We start from the raw sequence: 15,773 nt of genomic DNA on the forward strand, positions 1-15,773 counted from the left end.
AAGGACCTCAGGATGCCAGCAGTTCGCGCGCATGCTTGCGCGTGGTCTCGGTGATCTCGATGCCGCCCAACATGCGCGCCACCTCTTCCACGCGGGCCTTGTTGTCGAGCACGTCGATGCGCGACACGGTCTTGCCGCCATCCGTCGTGCCCTTGGCCACCTGGAAGTGCTGGTTCGCCTGGCTCGCGACCTGCGGCAGGTGCGTAACGCACAGCACTTGCCGGCTCTGGCCCAGGCGTTTCAACAACCGGCCGACGACTTCCGCCACGCCGCCGCCGATGCCCGTGTCGACCTCGTCGAAGATCAAGGTCGGCACCGTCGTCGCGTTCGCCGTGATGACGGAGATCGCCAGCGAGATGCGCGCCAGTTCGCCGCCCGACGCCACCTTGGCCAGCGGCCGCGGCGCGACGCCGGCGTGACCGGCCACGAGGAACTCGACCTGCTCGCAGCCGTACACGGCCGGCTCGCACGGGTTCAGCGCGACGACGAAGCGGCCGCCGCTCATCGACAGTTCCTGCATCGCTTCCGATACCTGCGACGACAGGCGCTGCGCCGCTTGCGCGCGCGTCGCGGACAGCTTCTGCGCGGCCGCCAGGTAGACGGCTTTCGCTTTGTCTTCCTGCTTGCGCAGGCCGTCGACGTCGCTCGCGTCGGCCAGCTGCTGCAGCTTGGCCTTCAGGGTCGCGTGCTCCTCCGGCAGCTCCTCCGGCGTCACGCGGAACTTGCGGGCCGTGCTGTGGATGGCGTCCATGCGCGCATCGACCTGCGACAGGCGGTCCGGATCGAGCTCGACCTTGTCAACATAGGTGTTCAGCGCGTACACGGCTTCCTGCAGCTGGATGCGCGCCGGCTCCATGCAGTCGAGCACGGCCTGCAGGTCCGCGTCGACGCCGGCCAGCTTCGACAGTTTCAGGTTCAGCGACGACAGCTGCGACAGGATCGGCTGCTCCGATTCCGACAGCGCATTCAACGCTTCCTGCGCGCCCTCGATCAGGCTCGCGGCATGCGACAGGCGGCTGTGTTCATTCGTGATCTCGGCCCACTCGCCAGGCTTCACCGCGAGTTTATCGAGCTCGCCGACCTGCCACTCGAGGCGCTCGCGTTCCAGCAGCACGTTTTTCGCGTTGGTCTCGAACTCCTCGCGCTGGCGCGCCAGCGCCTTCCACGCTTTATACGTGCTCGCGACTTCCTGCACCTGCGCAGTCGCACCCGGGTCGCGCACGGCGACCTGGTTGTCGAGCAGCGCGCGCTGGGCATCGAGTTTCAACAAGGACTGGTGCGCGTGCTGGCCGTGGATGTCGACGAGCAGCTCGCCCAGTTCGCGCAGCTGGCTGGCCGTCGCCGCGATGCCGTTGATATAGGACTTGGAGCGGCCGGCGTTGTCGATCACGCGGCGCAGCAGCGCGCCGCCTTCGTCGGTTTCGAACTCGTTCTGTTCCAGCCAGATGCTCGCGGCCTGGGTCAGCGCGAAATCGGCGCTGATGTCGGCCCTGGCCGCGCCTTCGCGCACCATGCTTGCCTCACCGCGGCCGCCGAGTGCGAGCTGGAGCGCGTCGATCAGGATCGACTTGCCGGCGCCGGTCTCGCCGGTGAACACCGTGAAGCCGTTCGAGAACTCGAGCTCGATCGTGTCGACGATGACGAAGTCGCGGATGGAAAGTAGGCGCAACATGAAGAAACAGGTCTCCTGATGGATGCTGGATTTATTTGAGCTTGCCGTCACCGGACGGATATTCGTTCCAGTGCAGCTTCTCGCGCAGGGTGTGGTAGTAGCTCCACCCTTCCGGATGCAGGAAGGTGATGGTGTTGGGCGAGCGCGAGATCATGATCTGGTCGCCGTGCTGCAGGCTCGTGAAGGTCTGCATGTCGAAATTCACGCTGATGTCGCGGCCGTTGATGATCTCGACGACGATGTCGCTCGTGTTCGGCACGACGATCGGGCGGTTGGACAGCGCATGCGGCGCGATCGGCACCAGGACGATGCCGGCCAGCGTGGGGTGCAGCAGCGGGCCGCCGGCCGACAGCGCGTACGCCGTGGAACCGGTGGGCGTCGAGACGATCAGGCCGTCCGAGCGCTGGTTGTACATGAACGTGCCGTCCACCGTGACCTTCAGCTCGGCCATGCCGGCACCCGTGCCGCGCGCGACGACGACGTCGTTGACGGCGACGGAGCAGTGGATCTCGACGCCGTCGCGCACGACGCGCGCCTCCAGCAGCGAGCGTTCCTCGGTCTTGGCCTTGCCGCTGAGGATGTCGCCCAGCGCGGGCAGCATGCGGTCGATGGGGATGTCGGTCATGAAGCCCAGGCGGCCCTGGTTGATGCCGATGAGCGGCACGCGGTAGCGCGCGAGCTGGCGGGCGATGCCGAGCATCGTGCCGTCGCCGCCGACGACGATGGCGGTGCCGCAGTGCGCGCCGATCTCGTCGATGGTCATGGCGGCCACGCCGGCGACCTTGACGTGCCCCGCCGTTTCCTGCTCGAACACGACGCGATAGCCGGCCCCCTGCAGGAAGTCGACGATGGCCTGCACGGGCTCGTCGATCCCGGCCGTGTTGTGCCGTACGACGAGCGCGATGGTTTGTTGCGGTTCAGGCGTCACGGACATACGACTCTCGGCAGCAGGTGTTAGGGAGACAGAAGATTAACCGATTCGCCCGGCTTCTGCACTATCGCAACTCAGTAAATACTGTACAAACGCACAGTATAGTTGGGCGGATGGACTTCCGGCAAGCGGACAGTCGAGCCCGCTTCAATGCAGGATGCCGAATGCGAACGCGGCACCGATCGCCACCCCGACCCCGGTCACATGCAGCGCCATCAGCACGAGCCAGCGCACGCCGGTCACCAGGCGCGAGCCGCCGTACACGCGCCGCATCGCAACGGGCGTGTAGAGCAGGAGCCACGCCCACAGCACGAAGGAGACGATGCCAACGATATCCGGGACCACCATCAGCAGGGTCAGCGCCAGGAAAGCGAACGCATTCACGTGCAGCGCGAACAGCAGGTGTTCGCCGTAGCGCCGTCCCGATCCGAGGTACAGGATCTTGAGGTACAGCGCGAACAGCGGCATCATCAGGAAGACGGCATACGGCACGTAGCTGCCGAAGGCCGTCCGCATCACCTTGTCCCGCTCCGCCGGCGCCATCCTCGCGAACCGGTCCGCCTGCTCGCCCCAGTGCTCGTTGACGCTGCCGATGCTCTTGCGCAGGTCGGCCGTGCCCTCGGCGATTTCACCCGGCGCGTCTTCGCGCATCAGCCCGCCCTGCTTGTCCGCCTGGCCGTGCGCGGCAACCGGCGCATGTCCCTGCCCGGCGGGAGCCGGGACCTGGTCGTGGCCGCCGTATTTCGCGACGGCGAAGAAGATCAGGCTGAACGTCAGGTACAGGCGCAGCGGCTGGATGTAGCGCACGCGGCGGCCATTGATGTACTCCAAAGTCAGCTGCCCCGGACGGAACAAAAGGAGCAGCAGCGACTTCCAAAGCTTGCCTTCCAGCGCGACGTAATGGCCGATGAACTCGTGCAGGAACTCGCGCGTGCTGGGCGGATGCAGCACCGTTTCCTGGCCACATTCGTGACAGAAATTACCGGAAACGACGGCGTTGCAGTTCGGGCAGTCACTGGCGGTGTGATGGAGATGGGCTGGCGTGTTCACGACGTTCGTACCATTTGTCATATCAACCAGCATGTTAAACAGTTCATTGCAAAAATGCATCTTCCAATTGCGCGACCGCGTTCGGTTCGAAGGATTAGGATTTAATCAATTGAATCGAAGGAGGTTGCTATGGTGCAGGAAGAAAAAGACCGCGTCGTGAACACCGACCGGAAGATCGAGGAGCAGAGCTACAAGCGCGAACCGCACGAGCGCGACGAATCGCCCGACGGGCAAGGCGTCCGGCCGCGCGGCATCATGAAGCAGGCGGCGGAAGATCTCGAGCAGGGCCTCGTCGACACCGATGCGCGCGCGACCCCGGGCGCCAGCGAAGCCGTGAACCCGGCACCGGACGCCACCGGCCAGGCCAACCCGCAGCCCGACCGTCATCGCGACATGCGCGACCACGATTCGACCATTCCGGACGGAGGTCAGAACCGATGACAGCACGTGCCAGGCTTGCGCTCCTGATCCTTCCTCTGCTGGGCGCCGGCATGGCGCACGCCCAGCAGTATCCCGTCGGCTGGGGACCGAATCCGGCCCTGCCGGCACCCGAAAGGTCGCTGATACCGACCATCAACATCGCCGAGGCGGATGCATGGCCGCAAGGCACGCGCCCGACGCCGGCCGCCGGCCTGGCCGTCACCGCGTATGCGACCGGCCTCGACCATCCGCGCTGGCTGTACGTGCTGCCGAACGGCGACGTGCTCGTCGCCGAGAGTAACAAGCCCGGCAATGCGCCCAAGGAAAAAGGCATACGCGCCAAGGTGCAGGGACTGGCGCAGAAGAAGGCGGGCGCCGGCGTCGAGTCGCCCGACAAGATCATCCTGCTGCGCGGCTTCAAGCCGGACGGCACGGCCGATACGAAGACCACGTTCATGCAGGGCCTGACGTCGCCGTTCGGCATGACCCTCGTCGGCAACGACCTGTACGTCGCGAATGCCGACGCGCTGTGGAAATTCCCGTACAAATCGGGCGAGACGAGCATCACGGCCAAGGGCACCAAGGTGCTCGACCTCCCCGCGGGAATCAACCACCACTGGACGAAGAACGTCGTCGCCGCGCCCGACGGCAAGAAGTTGTACATCACGGTCGGCTCGAACAGCAACGTGGCCGAGAACGGCATGGAGATCGAAAAGGGCCGTGCCGCCATCTGGGAATACGACCTCGCCAGCGGCCAGTCGCGCATCTACGCGAGCGGCCTGCGCAATCCGAACGGCATGGACTTCCAGCCGCAGACGAAGGCCTTGTGGACCGTCGTCAACGAGCGCGACGAACTGGGCAACGACCTCGTACCGGACTACATGACGGCCGTGAAGGACGGCGCGTTCTACGGCTGGCCGTACAGCTATTACGGCCAGCACGTCGACACGCGCGTCAAGCCGCAGAACCCCGGCCTCGTCGCGAAGGCGATCCCGCCGGATTACGCGCTGGGCGCGCACACGGCCTCGCTGGGCCTGGCGTTCTACGACGGCGAGCTGCTGCCGCAGTTCAGGAACGGCGCGCTGATCGGTCAGCACGGCTCGTGGAACCGCAAGCCGTATTCCGGCTACAAGCTCGTGTTCGTGCCGTTCACCGACGGCAGGCCGAGCGGTCCGCCGCAGGATGTCCTGACGGGCTTCCTCGGCAAGGACGAGCACGCGTACGGGCGCCCGGTCGGGGTCGCGGTCGACCGGACCGGCGCCATCCTGCTGGCGGATGACGTCGGCAACATCGTCTGGCGGATCACTCCGGCCGCCACCAACCAGGGAGCAAAACAATGATCAAACGTAAGGGAAGCGCCGTCTGGAGCGGCGGACTGAAAGATGGCAAGGGCACCGTGTCCACGCAGAGCGGCGTCCTCGACCAGGCACAATACGGCTTCAACACGCGCTTCGAAAATGGCGCGGGCACGAATCCGGAAGAACTGCTGGCGGCCGCGCACGCCGGCTGCTTCACGATGGCCTTGTCCGCCCAGCTGGGCGAAGCCGGCATGACGGCGCAGAAGCTGGAGACGACTGCCACCGTGTCGCTCGACAAGGCCGACGGCGGCTTCGCGATCCCGGCCGTGCACCTGGAGCTCGTCGCCACGATTCCCGGCGCGAGCGAGGAAGCGTTCCAGGAAGCGGCGCGCAAGGCCAAGGAAGGGTGTCCGGTCTCGAAGCTGTTCAATGCCAACATCACGCTGGACGCGAAACTGCAAGCGTAAGCACACGGCGTGCCGCGCGCGGCACGCCTGCACGAATCCGCACGAGCGCATAAAATTCCCGTTTTCCCCCACGAACCAACAAGGACAACAATGCGCCTCCTGCACACCATGCTTCGCGTCGGCGACCTGCAGCGCTCCATCGATTTCTACACCAAGGTGCTCGGCATGAAACTGCTGCGCACGAGCGAAAATCCGGAATACAAATACACGCTGGCCTTCGTCGGCTACGGCAACAATCCGGACCATGCGGAACTCGAGCTGACCTATAACTGGGGCGTCGACAAGTACGACATGGGCTCGGCCTACGGCCACATCGCGATCTCGGCCGACGACATTTATCAAACCTGCGACCAGGTCCGCGCGGCCGGCGGCAACATCACGCGCGAGCCGGGCCCGGTCAAGGGCGGCACGACCGTGATCGCCTTCATCACCGATCCGGACGGCTACAAGGTCGAACTGATCGAGCGCGCCGACAATGCCGGCGGCGGCGGCCTCGGCAGCTAATCACCCACCCTGCTACAATCACCGCGCCCGTTTCGCGACGGGCGACAATTTAACTACGTCTTCGGGGCGGGGTGAAATTCCCCACCGGCGGTATGGCCATCACGATGGCCGAGCCCGCGAGCGCCTGCGGTTGCAGGGTCAGCAGACCTGGTGAGAAGCCAGGGCCGACGGTATAGTCCGGATGAAAGAAGATGTGCGTCATCATGTGTACGCTGTGCCGCCAGGCATGGGCGTGCGCGTCGTTTCGCTTTGCCCTGATGCGTTTTTCGCTTTGCACCTTTGTGTGCCAATTTTTTGCGAGGAGCGTCTCAATGACCACCCAAACTTTTACTCTGTATAGCGAGGATCTCGACGGCCGCATCGCCGCCGCACTCGATGCCACGCGCGCCGGCGTTCCGGTGATCCTGCTCGACGATTTCGACCGCGAGAACGAAGCGGACCTGATCGTCGCCGCCGAAAAACTGACCGTCGCTTCCATGGCGCTGATGATCCGCGAATGCAGCGGCATCGTGTGCCTGTGCCTGCCGGCCGACAAGGTCCGCGCGCTCGACCTGCCGCCGATGGCGGCGGACAACGGCAGCCGCTACGGCACGCCGTTCACGGTCTCGATCGAAGCGCGCGACGGCGTGACCACGGGCGTGTCCGCGGCGGACCGCGTGACGACGATCCGCGCGGCCATCGCGCCGGATGCGAAGCCGTCCGACCTCGTGCGTCCGGGCCACGTGTTCCCGCTGCGCGCCAACCCGGCCGGCGTGCTGGGCCGCAAGGGCCACACGGAAGGTTCCGTCGACCTGGCCGTGCTGGCCGGCCTGCAGCCGGCGGCCGTGTTGTGCGAGCTGATGAACGAGGACGGCACGATGATGCGCGGCGACGCCATCGAACGCTTCGCGCGCGAACGCGGCTTTCCGATCCTCACCATCGCCGAGCTGATCGCCTGGCGGTCGCGCAACGAGCAGCAAGCCGCGTAGACCGCCTCACTTCCTGGGCTTGAGCAACGCCAGGCCCTGGTTGGTGCGCACGACGATGTCGCCGTCGTCGGCCACCGCCAGCGCGTGCACGAGCACGAGGCCGGCCGGCGGCGCATGGAGGCGGTCGTTCAGGTCGACGAGGCCGTCCCTGCGGGTCCAGGACACGGCATGCGCCTCGGTGTCTGTCGCGGACGCACCGACGACGAGGCCGCTCGCATTGATCGCCTCCGCGGTCGAGAAATTGCCGCCCGGGAGAGCGCCGATGCTCGTCATGGTCGTGCCGTCGTGGACGAAGCCGCGGTTGCTGCCGTCGGCGGTTGCGGACATGCCGACGACGAGGCCCGCACCATTGATCGCAACGGCTTCCGCGCCGGCGCCGCCGAGCGTGCCGATGTCGCGGATCTTGCCCAGCTCGTACAGGAACGCCCCGATCGGCCCCTCGCCGTTGCGGAACCAGCCCGTGACCTGGCCGGCATCGTTGATGTCGACGGCGACGGAATTGCCGACCGGCGAGCCGAGATCGACCAACGGTCCACCCGTGCGGCTGTCGTACAGGAAGGCATGGAACCAGGCGTTGCCCGGGCCGTAAGAATAGCCCACGACCACGCCCAGGCTGTTCAGCCCGTTTCCGAACGAATTGCCGCCGAGCGAACCAAGGTCGTTCAGCTTCTTGCCGTCGTACAGGAACGCGTGGGTCTGCCCGGCGGCCGTCGCCGACCAGCCCGTGATCTGGCCGCAATGGGTGATCACGGTGCCTTCGGCATCGCTGCCGCCGAGCGTGCCCAGGTCGTGCATGGTGCCGTCGTACAGGAAGGCGTGCACGATGCCGGCCTTTGTCGTGGACCAGCCCGTCACATGGCCGCAGGCGTTCACAGCCATCGCCTGGGAGAAATCGCCGCCAAGCGTGCCCAACCCGATCGTCTTGCTGCCGTCGTAGAGGAATGCGTGCGCGACACCGTCCGCGCCGCGCGACGTGCCGGCGACGATGCCGCCGTTCGCGATGCCGCGGCGCGTGACCTCGCCATACGCGATGCCCGGCAGGCCGATCGGGATGACGTCGTAGGTGGGACCGTTGCCGACGGGCCCCGGCCCGGGCCCGCCCGGATTGCCGTGATGGTGGCCACCGCCACAGGCGGTCAGCGTCAGTGTGAATGCGAGCGCAGCGGCGGATGCGGATGCGCGGGAGAACGTGAACATGGCGACCTCGCTTTCGAATGGTTCACGCTTGAGTGTAGGAGTGCGTGTCGCGCGAGTTCGATGAATGAGGAGCTTGCTTGGGGCGTCTCAAGCGAGATTTCGAAGGGCAATAAAAAACGGCGCATCGAGCGCCGTCTTTTCAAACCGGGGTCAGAGCCCGTTTTCAGGAAATTGCCAAAATTCGGGCTCTGACCCCGGTGTTCAAGGCTGTTGCAGCAACGCGTTGATGGGCTGCAGGTCTTCCTCGCGCAGCGAACCCGCCGCGGCTTTCAGCTTCAGGCCGGCCAGGATCGTGTTGTAGCGCGCGCGGGCCAGGTCGGTGCGGGTCTGGTACAGCTGGCGCTGCGCGTTCAGCACGTCGATGTTGATACGCACGCCGACCTGGTAACCGAGCTTGTTCGATTCCAGCGCGGAATTGCTCGACACTTCGGCCGCTTCCAGCGCCTTCACTTGCGCGAGGCCGCTGTTCACGCCGAGGAAGGACTGGCGCGCCACCAGCGCGGCGTTGCGGCGGTTCGCTTCCAGGTCGTTGCGGGCCTTGTCTTCCAGCGCGATCGATTCGCGCACCTTGCTCGTCACGGCGAAGCCGCTGAAGATCGGGATGCTGTACTGGATGCCGATGGAGTTGTTGTTGGTCTTGCCCGACGAGGTCGTCTGGCCATTGACGTCGCGGTGCAGCGACGATGCGACGAGGTCCACGGTCGGATAGTGGCCGGCGCGGTTCTTCGAGATGTCGCGCTTGGCCGATTCCAATTGCAGCTGGGCCACGGTCACGGCGTAGTTCTGGTTCTCGGCGGCGGACACCCACTGGTCGACGTTGATCGGCTGCGGCGCCGTCAGGGACACGCCCGTGCGCAAGGTCGCCAGCGTGGACGGCGGTGTGCCGATGATGGCTTGCAGCGCCGTCTTCTTGGTTTCCAGATCGTTGACGGCAGCAATTTCTTGAGACACCACGAGGTCGTATGCGGCCTGGGCTTCATGGGTGTCGGTGATGGTCTGCGTGCCGACTTCGAAATTGCGCTTGGCGGAAGCCAGCTGCTCGGTCACGGCGACTTTTTGTGCGCGCGTGGATTCCAGCGTGTCCTGGGCGGCCAGCACGTCGAAATACGCTTGCGCGACGCGCGTGATCAGGTCCTGCTGGGCCTGGGCGAACTGTGCTTCGGAAATGGCTTGCGCCAGCTTGCTCTGCTGGTAGGTTTGCCAGCGGTCCCAGTGGAACAGCGGCTGCTGCAGGGTCACCTGGATTTCGTTGGTGCGCAGGTTGCTGCCGGGGGACGGTACGTTGTTCCACGGCGTGATGTCGGTATTGTTCTTCGTGATATCGCCATTGATGCCGACGGTCGGCAGCAGGCCGGCTCGCCCCTGGGTGATACGTTCGCGACCCGCCGCGGCGGACGCGCGGGCGCTGGCATACGTGGCGTCGTTCGCCAATGCCTGCTGGTACACCTGGATCAGATCGGCCGCCTGGGCATTGAGCGAAAACGCGCTGGCCAACAGTACGGCGATGAGGGGCTTCTGCATTACTTTCTCCGTCGGAGTCATCAATAGTTAAGGACGCAGAGTCAATACTTCGGCATCGAAGGGTCGACCTGCACGGCCCAGGCGTGTATCCCGCCTGTAAGGTTGGTAATGTTGCTGAATCCGTTGCGCTCCAGGAAGGCGGCCACCTGCATGCTGCGTGCGCCGTGGTGGCACACGCAGACGATGTCCTGGCCGTCGTCCAGCTCGCTCACGCGGATCGGAATCAGGTTCATCGGAATCTGGGTCGAGCCTTCGATATGGCAGGTCTCGAATTCCCAGTTTTCCCGAACGTCGAGCAGCAGCGGCTGCGGACGCGACGAGTCGGCCAGCCAGGCGGCCAACTCGGGGGCGGTAATGTGCTGCATGCGTCTGTCGCCTCTCAGAACTGGAAGTGCGACGGCACCGGGGCGCCCGTCAGGTAGCGCACGTTGGTCTCGAACACCTTGACCGTGCTGTACGCGTTGTCCCCGGTACGGGTGATGATGGCCGCTTCCATCACCGGTGCCTGGCCGACGATCGCGGCGATGCGGCCGCCCACCTTCACCTGCTTCAGGATCGCTTCCGGCAACACTTCCAGCGCGCCCGAAATCACGATCACGTCGTACGGCGCACCTTTTTCCCAGCCCTGGGCGCCGTTGCCGACTTCGACGGTCACGTTGTGCACGCCGGCATTGGCCAGGTTCTTCTTGGCCAGTTCCGCCGTTTCCGGATTGATTTCCACGGTGGTCACCTTGGCGGCGCGGTGCGCCAGCAGGGCGGCCATGTAACCCGAACCCGTACCGATTTCCAGCACGGTCTCGTGCTTCTTCACACCGGTTTCCTGCAGGATGCGCGCCTCGAACTTGGGCGCCAGCATGGCGTCACCGCCCGGCAGCGGGATCTCGACGTCGGCGAACGCCAGGTTCTGGTACGCCGCCGGCACGAACTGTTCGCGCTTGACGACGTGCAGCAGGTCGAGCACATCCTGGTCCAGCACGTTCCACGGACGGATCTGCTGTTCGATCATGTTGAAGCGGGCTTGTTCGATATTCATCTTTAGACTCGGTGGGAAAATAAATAATCCGATATTTTATCGTTGAACGGCTTCAGCAAACATATCTTAACGACATGGGGCTGAGTGCCAGCGGAAATTGCGACAGTCTGCAGTTTCCGGGGCATGAACCCCGGAAAACAGCGTCTTGACGTAGGAAAACGGGGTCAAACGGGAGGCGCGGCCGGCAGCAGGCCATGCAACGCCATGTCGAGGAAGGTGTCGAGGAAGGCCAGCGGCTCCAGCTCCGCGCGCGGGCACGGGCCGACCGAATGCTTCCAGATGATCAGGGTGAGCATCGGGGCGACGAGCACCTGGGTCATCGTATTGACGTCGATCTTGCGGAATTCGCCGCGCGCGATGCCCCGTTCGAGCATCGACGCCATCGCCTTGGTGCCGCGGGCGATGACTTCTTCCTGGTAAAAACGGGCCAGTTCCGGAAAATTGTCCGCTTCCGCCATGACGAGCTTGATGATGCCGGAGGCCTTGGTCGCGCCCAGCCGCTGCCACCAGGAGTGGATCAGCTGGCGCAGCAGGTCGGCGCTGTGGCCGTCGAATTCGGCGACGGACGCCTCCGCCTCGCCGATCACGGGCACGATATTGCTGCGCACGACGGCCTTGAACAACTCGTCCTTGTTCTCGTAATACAGGTACAAAGTGCCCTTCGACACGCCGGCGCGGCGCGCGACGTCTTCCAGGCGTGTGGCGGCGTAGCCACGCTCGACGAACAGGTCGATGGCCGCCTCCAGCAACTCCTGGGGCCGCGCGTCCTTACGGCGCTCCCAGCGCGGCTTGGTGTCAAAAGGGCATGGCATGCTTCTGTCCGACAACTAACTGTTGAGTCAGCAAATATAGACCTGGGGATTTGGCCAGTCAAGAACGGTGGCCTTCACCAGTAGTATACTGTCTGCTTGCCTGTCCCCGGTCTTTACATGCATATCCCGCCTTCTCCTGTTTCCTGCCGCCCCGGCTGCGGCGCCTGCTGCATCGCGCCGTCGATCACGTCCCCGATTCCAGGCATGCCAAACGGCAAGCCTGCTGGCGTGCGCTGCATGCAGTTGGACGAGCACAACGGCTGCAGGATTTTCGGGCAGCCGGACCGCCCCCGCGTCTGCGGCAGCCTGCCGCCATCGCGCGAGATGTGCGGCGACACGCGCGAGCAGGCGATGTTCTTCCTGGCCGAATTGGAGCGCTTGACGGCCTGACATTGCCTGCACGGTAACTCGACGGCAGCCCCCTTCCTCATGGTAAGCTTGCGGCCCGCGCAATATCTACCGCGCACGCGTCCCCAACCCTACCGAACCGCACACACCAATGGATATCATTCTCGCCCTGAAAGCGATCATCATGGGCCTCGTCGAGGGCTTCACCGAATTCCTGCCGATCTCGTCCACCGGACACCTGATCCTGGCCGGTAGTCTGATCAATTTCACGGGCGAAGTGGCCCAGGTGTTCGAAATCGCTATCCAGGCCGGCGCGATCCTGGCCGTGATGTGGGAATACCGTGCGCGCATCGGCGCCGTGCTGGGTGGCATCACGTCCGATCCGCGCCAGCAAAAGCTTGTCGTCAACCTGATCGTCGCGTTCCTGCCGGCGGCCGTGCTGGGCTTCCTGTTCAGCAAGGCGATCAAGGCGCACCTGTTCGCGCCGGTGCCCGTGGCCCTGGCGTTCATCGTCGGCGCGTTCGTGATCCTGTGGGCGGAGCGCCGCCACAAGGTGCTGCCGGGCGCGCACCGCGTCCAGACCGTGGACGACATGACCGTCGTCGACGCGTTCAAGGTCGGCTGCGCCCAGTGTTTCGCGCTGATCCCGGGCACGAGCCGTTCGGGTGCGACGATCATCGGCGGCATGCTGTTCGGCCTGTCGCGCACGGCCGCCACCGAATTCTCGTTCTTCCTCGCGATTCCCACGCTGCTGGCCGCGACCGTGTATTCCGTCTTCAAGGCGCGCCACGACCTGCACGCGTCCGACCTGCCGCTGTTCCTGATCGGCGGCGTGGCGGCGTTCATTTCCGCCTTCCTGTGCGTACGTTGGCTGTTGCGCTTCATCAGCACGCACGACTTCACGGGCTTCGCCTGGTACCGTATCGTATTCGGTGTGGTCGTGTTGATCACCGCCCATTTCGGCTGGGTGGTCTGGGCCGAATAATTCGAGAGCAGCAAGTACCATCATGACGAGCGACATCGAGCAACGCGCGCTGCAGATCCTGCAGACGGTCTTCGGCTACCCCGCCTTCCGCGGTCAGCAGGCCGACATCGTCGAGCACGTGGCGTCCGGCGGCGATGCGCTCGTGCTGATGCCCACGGGCGGCGGCAAATCGCTGTGCTACCAGATTCCCGCGCTGGTGCGCGACGGCGTCGGCGTCGTCGTCTCCCCGCTGATCGCGCTGATGCAGGACCAGGTCGACGCGCTGGCCGAAGTGGGCGTGCGCGCCGCCTTCCTGAACTCGACGCAGACGTTCGAAGAGACCCTGCGCATCGAACGCATGGTGCGTACCGGCGAGCTGGACCTCGTTTACGTGGCGCCCGAGCGCCTGATGACGCCGCGCTGCCTGGAATTGTTCGAGTCCGCGCACATCTCGCTGTTCGCCATCGACGAGGCGCACTGCGTGTCGCAATGGGGCCACGACTTCCGGCCCGAATACATCCGCCTGTCGATCCTGCACGAGCGCTTCCCGCACGTGCCGCGCATCGCACTGACGGCGACGGCCGACCAGCTCACGCGCGCGGAAATCGCCCAGCGCCTGCAGCTGGAAGAGGCGCGGCAGTTCGTGTCGTCGTTCGACCGTCCGAACATCCGCTATTCCATCGTCGAAAAAACGAACGGCCGCAAGCAGCTGCTCGACTTCATCTCGGCGGAACACCCGGGCGACTCGGGTATCGTCTACTGCCTGTCGCGAAAGAAGGTCGAGGAGACGGCGGAATTCCTGAACGAGAACGGCATCCGCGCCCTGCCCTACCACGCGGGCATGGAGTACTCGCTGCGGGCCGACAACCAGGCGCGCTTCCTGCGTGAAGACAACATCGTGATGGTGGCGACCATCGCGTTCGGCATGGGCATCGACAAGCCGGACGTGCGCTTCGTCTGCCACCTCGACCTGCCGAAATCGCTGGAAGGCTATTACCAGGAAACGGGCCGCGCGGGCCGCGACGGCCTGCCGTCCAATGCCTGGATGGCTTACGGATTGCAGGACGTCGTGCTGCAGCGCCGGATGATCGACGAGTCCGAGGCCGACGAGAATTTCAAGCGCGTGCTGTCGTCGAAGCTCGACGCGATGCTGGGCCTGTGCGAGACGCTCAGCTGCCGGCGCATGCGCCTGCTCGAATACTTCGGCGAACGCTCCGGCCCGTGCGGCAACTGCGACACGTGCCTGATCCCGCCGACGTCGTTCGACGCGACGGTGCCCGTGCAAAAGCTGCTGTCGGCCATCTACCGCGTCGACCAGCGCTTCGCGGCGGGCCACGTGATCGACGTGCTGCGCGGCGTGAGTTCCGAGCGCATCGTCCAGTGGCACCACGACAAGCTGACCGTGTTCGGCGTGGGCGCCGAGCGCGGCGAGCAGGAATGGCGCGCCATCGTGCGCCAGACGATCGCCCTCGGCCTCGTCACCGTCGACCACGACGCGTTCAGTTCACTCAAGTTGACGGAAGCGGCGCGGCCCGTGCTGAAAGGCGAGCAGAAAGTGCAGCTGCGCCAGTACCAGAAGCCCGTGAAACCCAAGCGCACGTCGACGCCGCGCGGCAGCTACGAGGAAGTCGAGCTGTCGACATCGGAACAGGCGATCTTCGACAAGCTGCGCTGGTGGCGCGTGGAGACGGCGCGCGCGCACGGCGTGCCCGCGTACGTCGTGTTCCAGGACGCCACCCTGCGCGAGATCGCCAAGGTCAAGCCGGTGTCGCTCGACCAGTTGCGCGGCGTCTCGGGCGTCGGCGAGAAGAAGCTGACGTCCTACGGCGACGAGATCGTCGGGATCATCAGCGAGATGGTCTGAACCCCGTTACTTCTTCGTGAACACCAGGTCCCACACACCGTGGCCCAGTTTCAGGCCGCGGTTCTCGAACTTGGTCAGCGGCCGGTACGACGGCTTTTCCGCATAGCCCTCGGCCGTGTTCTGCAGCGCCGGCTCGTTGCCCAGCACTTCCAGCATCTGCACCGCGTAATCTTCCCAGTCCGTCGCGCAATGGATGTAACCGCCCTGCGCCAGCTTCTGGCACAGCAGTTGCACGAACGGCGGCTGGATCAGGCGGCGCTTGTTGTGGCGGGCCTTGTGCCACGGGTCGGGGAAGAAGATGTGCACGCCCGCCAGCGAACCGTCGGCGATCATGTTGTTCAGCACCTCGACGGCATCGTGCTGGATGAGGCGCAGGTTCTGGATGTCCTGTTCGCCGGCCAGTTTCAGCAGGCTGCCCACGCCCGGCGTGTGCACTTCGACGCCGACGAAATCCTTGTCCGGCATCGCCTTCGCGATGTGCGCCGTCGTGTCGCCCATGCCGAAGCCGATCTCCAGGATCAGCGGCGCGGTGCGGCCGAACGGGGCGTGGAAATCGAATTGGGCCTTGCGGTACTCGATCAGGTAATGCGGACCATACGCTTCCAGCGCGCGCGCCTGGCCGGTCGACAGGCGGCCGGCGCGGGTGACGAAGCTGCGGATGCGGCGTTCGGTCGGGTCGTAGAGCATGGCGCGGCCCTGCTCGTTGGTAGGCGTATCGGAAGAC

The 15,773-nt window shown here is 65.2% G+C and carries 17 protein-coding genes and 1 riboswitch; of the genes, 8 read left to right on the top strand and 9 right to left on the bottom strand.

The annotated features are described in order from the left end of the window. Nucleotides 1–7: 7 nt before the first annotated feature. The 3 genes from recN to QPK29_RS21680 form a co-directional block, all read right to left on the bottom strand. Complete coding sequence (recN, locus tag QPK29_RS21670) at nucleotides 8–1,672, bottom strand: DNA repair protein RecN (RefSeq protein WP_371771294.1); 1,665 nt, start codon at nucleotides 1,670–1,672, stop codon at nucleotides 8–10. 31 nt (nucleotides 1,673–1,703) lie between these two features. Continuing rightward, nucleotides 1,704–2,606, bottom strand: coding sequence for an NAD kinase (locus QPK29_RS21675; RefSeq protein ID WP_056124081.1), 903 nt, complete (start codon nucleotides 2,604–2,606; stop codon nucleotides 1,704–1,706). A gap of 144 nt (nucleotides 2,607–2,750) precedes the next feature. After that, nucleotides 2,751–3,554: a DUF3667 domain-containing protein gene (locus tag QPK29_RS21680; RefSeq protein ID WP_371771295.1), complete on the bottom strand. Its 804-nt coding sequence runs from the start codon at nucleotides 3,552–3,554 to the stop codon at nucleotides 2,751–2,753. A 228-nt stretch (nucleotides 3,555–3,782) separates the two neighbouring features. Here QPK29_RS21680 and QPK29_RS21685 point away from each other — a divergent pair, with 228 nt between their 5' ends. From QPK29_RS21685 to ribB, 5 genes are all read left to right on the top strand, one after another. After that, the gene (locus tag QPK29_RS21685) at nucleotides 3,783–4,094 is read left to right on the top strand and encodes a hypothetical protein (protein WP_056124075.1); all 312 of its coding nucleotides are present in this window, start codon (nucleotides 3,783–3,785) and stop codon (nucleotides 4,092–4,094) included. Further along, nucleotides 4,091–5,413, top strand: coding sequence for a PQQ-dependent sugar dehydrogenase (locus QPK29_RS21690; protein ID WP_371771296.1), 1,323 nt, complete (start codon nucleotides 4,091–4,093; stop codon nucleotides 5,411–5,413). The genes QPK29_RS21685 and QPK29_RS21690 overlap by 4 nt, the downstream gene beginning before the upstream one ends. After that, nucleotides 5,410–5,838, top strand: coding sequence for an OsmC family protein (locus QPK29_RS21695; protein ID WP_371767293.1), 429 nt, complete (start codon nucleotides 5,410–5,412; stop codon nucleotides 5,836–5,838). Before QPK29_RS21690 ends, QPK29_RS21695 begins: the two co-directional genes overlap by 4 nt. A 90-nt stretch (nucleotides 5,839–5,928) precedes the next feature. Continuing rightward, nucleotides 5,929–6,342, top strand: coding sequence for a lactoylglutathione lyase (gene gloA / locus QPK29_RS21700; RefSeq protein WP_160410640.1), 414 nt, complete (start codon nucleotides 5,929–5,931; stop codon nucleotides 6,340–6,342). A gap of 53 nt (nucleotides 6,343–6,395) precedes the next feature. Beyond that, a riboswitch (FMN riboswitch) is annotated at nucleotides 6,396–6,539 on the top strand. A gap of 114 nt (nucleotides 6,540–6,653) precedes the next feature. Next, nucleotides 6,654–7,310: a 3,4-dihydroxy-2-butanone-4-phosphate synthase gene (gene ribB, locus QPK29_RS21705; protein WP_371771297.1), complete on the top strand. Its 657-nt coding sequence runs from the start codon at nucleotides 6,654–6,656 to the stop codon at nucleotides 7,308–7,310. A gap of 6 nt (nucleotides 7,311–7,316) precedes the next feature. Here ribB and QPK29_RS21710 read toward each other — a convergent pair whose 3' ends face one another. The 5 genes from QPK29_RS21710 to QPK29_RS21730 form a co-directional block, all read right to left on the bottom strand. Then, nucleotides 7,317–8,507 carry a hypothetical protein gene (locus QPK29_RS21710; protein WP_371771298.1) on the bottom strand — a complete coding sequence of 397 codons (1,191 nt, stop codon included), beginning with the start codon at nucleotides 8,505–8,507 and terminating at the stop codon, nucleotides 7,317–7,319. 201 nt (nucleotides 8,508–8,708) lie between these two features. Then, complete coding sequence (locus QPK29_RS21715; protein ID WP_371771299.1) at nucleotides 8,709–10,028, bottom strand: TolC family outer membrane protein; 1,320 nt, start codon at nucleotides 10,026–10,028, stop codon at nucleotides 8,709–8,711. A gap of 41 nt (nucleotides 10,029–10,069) precedes the next feature. Further along, entirely contained in the window at nucleotides 10,070–10,393 is a 324-nt protein-coding gene (locus QPK29_RS21720; protein WP_056124058.1) for a rhodanese-like domain-containing protein, read from the bottom strand. Nucleotides 10,394–10,407: 14 nt separating this feature from the next. Beyond that, complete coding sequence (locus QPK29_RS21725) at nucleotides 10,408–11,061, bottom strand: protein-L-isoaspartate O-methyltransferase family protein (protein ID WP_056124056.1); 654 nt, start codon at nucleotides 11,059–11,061, stop codon at nucleotides 10,408–10,410. A 164-nt stretch (nucleotides 11,062–11,225) separates the two neighbouring features. Further along, a complete protein-coding gene (locus QPK29_RS21730; protein WP_371771300.1) occupies nucleotides 11,226–11,873 on the bottom strand; it encodes a TetR/AcrR family transcriptional regulator in 648 nt (215 codons plus the stop codon). A gap of 117 nt (nucleotides 11,874–11,990) precedes the next feature. On the opposite strand from QPK29_RS21730, the gene QPK29_RS21735 reads away from it, so the two are divergent. The 3 genes from QPK29_RS21735 to recQ all read left to right on the top strand — a co-directional run bounded on the left by QPK29_RS21735 (nucleotide 11,991) and on the right by recQ (nucleotide 15,049). Next, entirely contained in the window at nucleotides 11,991–12,263 is a 273-nt protein-coding gene (locus QPK29_RS21735; protein ID WP_082577469.1) for a YkgJ family cysteine cluster protein, read from the top strand. A gap of 109 nt (nucleotides 12,264–12,372) precedes the next feature. Beyond that, nucleotides 12,373–13,206, top strand: a complete 834-nt coding sequence (locus QPK29_RS21740) for an undecaprenyl-diphosphate phosphatase (protein WP_056124050.1) — start codon at nucleotides 12,373–12,375, stop codon at nucleotides 13,204–13,206. A gap of 22 nt (nucleotides 13,207–13,228) precedes the next feature. After that, entirely contained in the window at nucleotides 13,229–15,049 is a 1,821-nt protein-coding gene (gene recQ / locus QPK29_RS21745; RefSeq protein ID WP_056124049.1) for a DNA helicase RecQ, read from the top strand. Nucleotides 15,050–15,055: 6 nt separating this feature from the next. On the opposite strand, the gene trmB is transcribed toward recQ, so the two are convergent. Further along, on the bottom strand, nucleotides 15,056–15,736 hold the full coding sequence (trmB, locus tag QPK29_RS21750) for a tRNA (guanosine(46)-N7)-methyltransferase TrmB (RefSeq protein WP_160410672.1): 681 nt from the start codon (nucleotides 15,734–15,736) through the stop codon (nucleotides 15,056–15,058). Between the last annotated feature and the right edge of the window lie 37 nt (nucleotides 15,737–15,773).

Origin of the sequence: Massilia orientalis (genome assembly GCF_030411975.2) — a bacterium.
GTDB classification, from domain to species: domain Bacteria; phylum Pseudomonadota; class Gammaproteobacteria; order Burkholderiales; family Burkholderiaceae_D; genus Telluria; species Telluria orientalis.

Coding starts and splice junctions, on each gene's coding strand:
- recN (WP_371771294.1), bottom strand. CDS start 1,672: ATGTTGCGCCTACTTTCCATCCGCGACTTCGTCATCGTCGACACGATC.
- QPK29_RS21675 (WP_056124081.1), bottom strand. CDS start 2,606: ATGTCCGTGACGCCTGAACCGCAACAAACCATCGCGCTCGTCGTACGG.
- QPK29_RS21685 (WP_056124075.1), top strand. CDS start 3,783: ATGGTGCAGGAAGAAAAAGACCGCGTCGTGAACACCGACCGGAAGATC.
- QPK29_RS21690 (WP_371771296.1), top strand. CDS start 4,091: ATGACAGCACGTGCCAGGCTTGCGCTCCTGATCCTTCCTCTGCTGGGC.
- QPK29_RS21695 (WP_371767293.1), top strand. CDS start 5,410: ATGATCAAACGTAAGGGAAGCGCCGTCTGGAGCGGCGGACTGAAAGAT.
- gloA (WP_160410640.1), top strand. CDS start 5,929: ATGCGCCTCCTGCACACCATGCTTCGCGTCGGCGACCTGCAGCGCTCC.
- ribB (WP_371771297.1), top strand. CDS start 6,654: ATGACCACCCAAACTTTTACTCTGTATAGCGAGGATCTCGACGGCCGC.
- QPK29_RS21710 (WP_371771298.1), bottom strand. CDS start 8,507: ATGTTCACGTTCTCCCGCGCATCCGCATCCGCCGCTGCGCTCGCATTC.
- QPK29_RS21715 (WP_371771299.1), bottom strand. CDS start 10,028: ATGCAGAAGCCCCTCATCGCCGTACTGTTGGCCAGCGCGTTTTCGCTC.
- QPK29_RS21720 (WP_056124058.1), bottom strand. CDS start 10,393: ATGCAGCACATTACCGCCCCCGAGTTGGCCGCCTGGCTGGCCGACTCG.
- QPK29_RS21725 (WP_056124056.1), bottom strand. CDS start 11,061: ATGAATATCGAACAAGCCCGCTTCAACATGATCGAACAGCAGATCCGT.
- QPK29_RS21730 (WP_371771300.1), bottom strand. CDS start 11,873: ATGCCATGCCCTTTTGACACCAAGCCGCGCTGGGAGCGCCGTAAGGAC.
- QPK29_RS21735 (WP_082577469.1), top strand. CDS start 11,991: ATGCATATCCCGCCTTCTCCTGTTTCCTGCCGCCCCGGCTGCGGCGCC.
- QPK29_RS21740 (WP_056124050.1), top strand. CDS start 12,373: ATGGATATCATTCTCGCCCTGAAAGCGATCATCATGGGCCTCGTCGAG.
- recQ (WP_056124049.1), top strand. CDS start 13,229: ATGACGAGCGACATCGAGCAACGCGCGCTGCAGATCCTGCAGACGGTC.
- trmB (WP_160410672.1), bottom strand. CDS start 15,736: ATGCTCTACGACCCGACCGAACGCCGCATCCGCAGCTTCGTCACCCGC.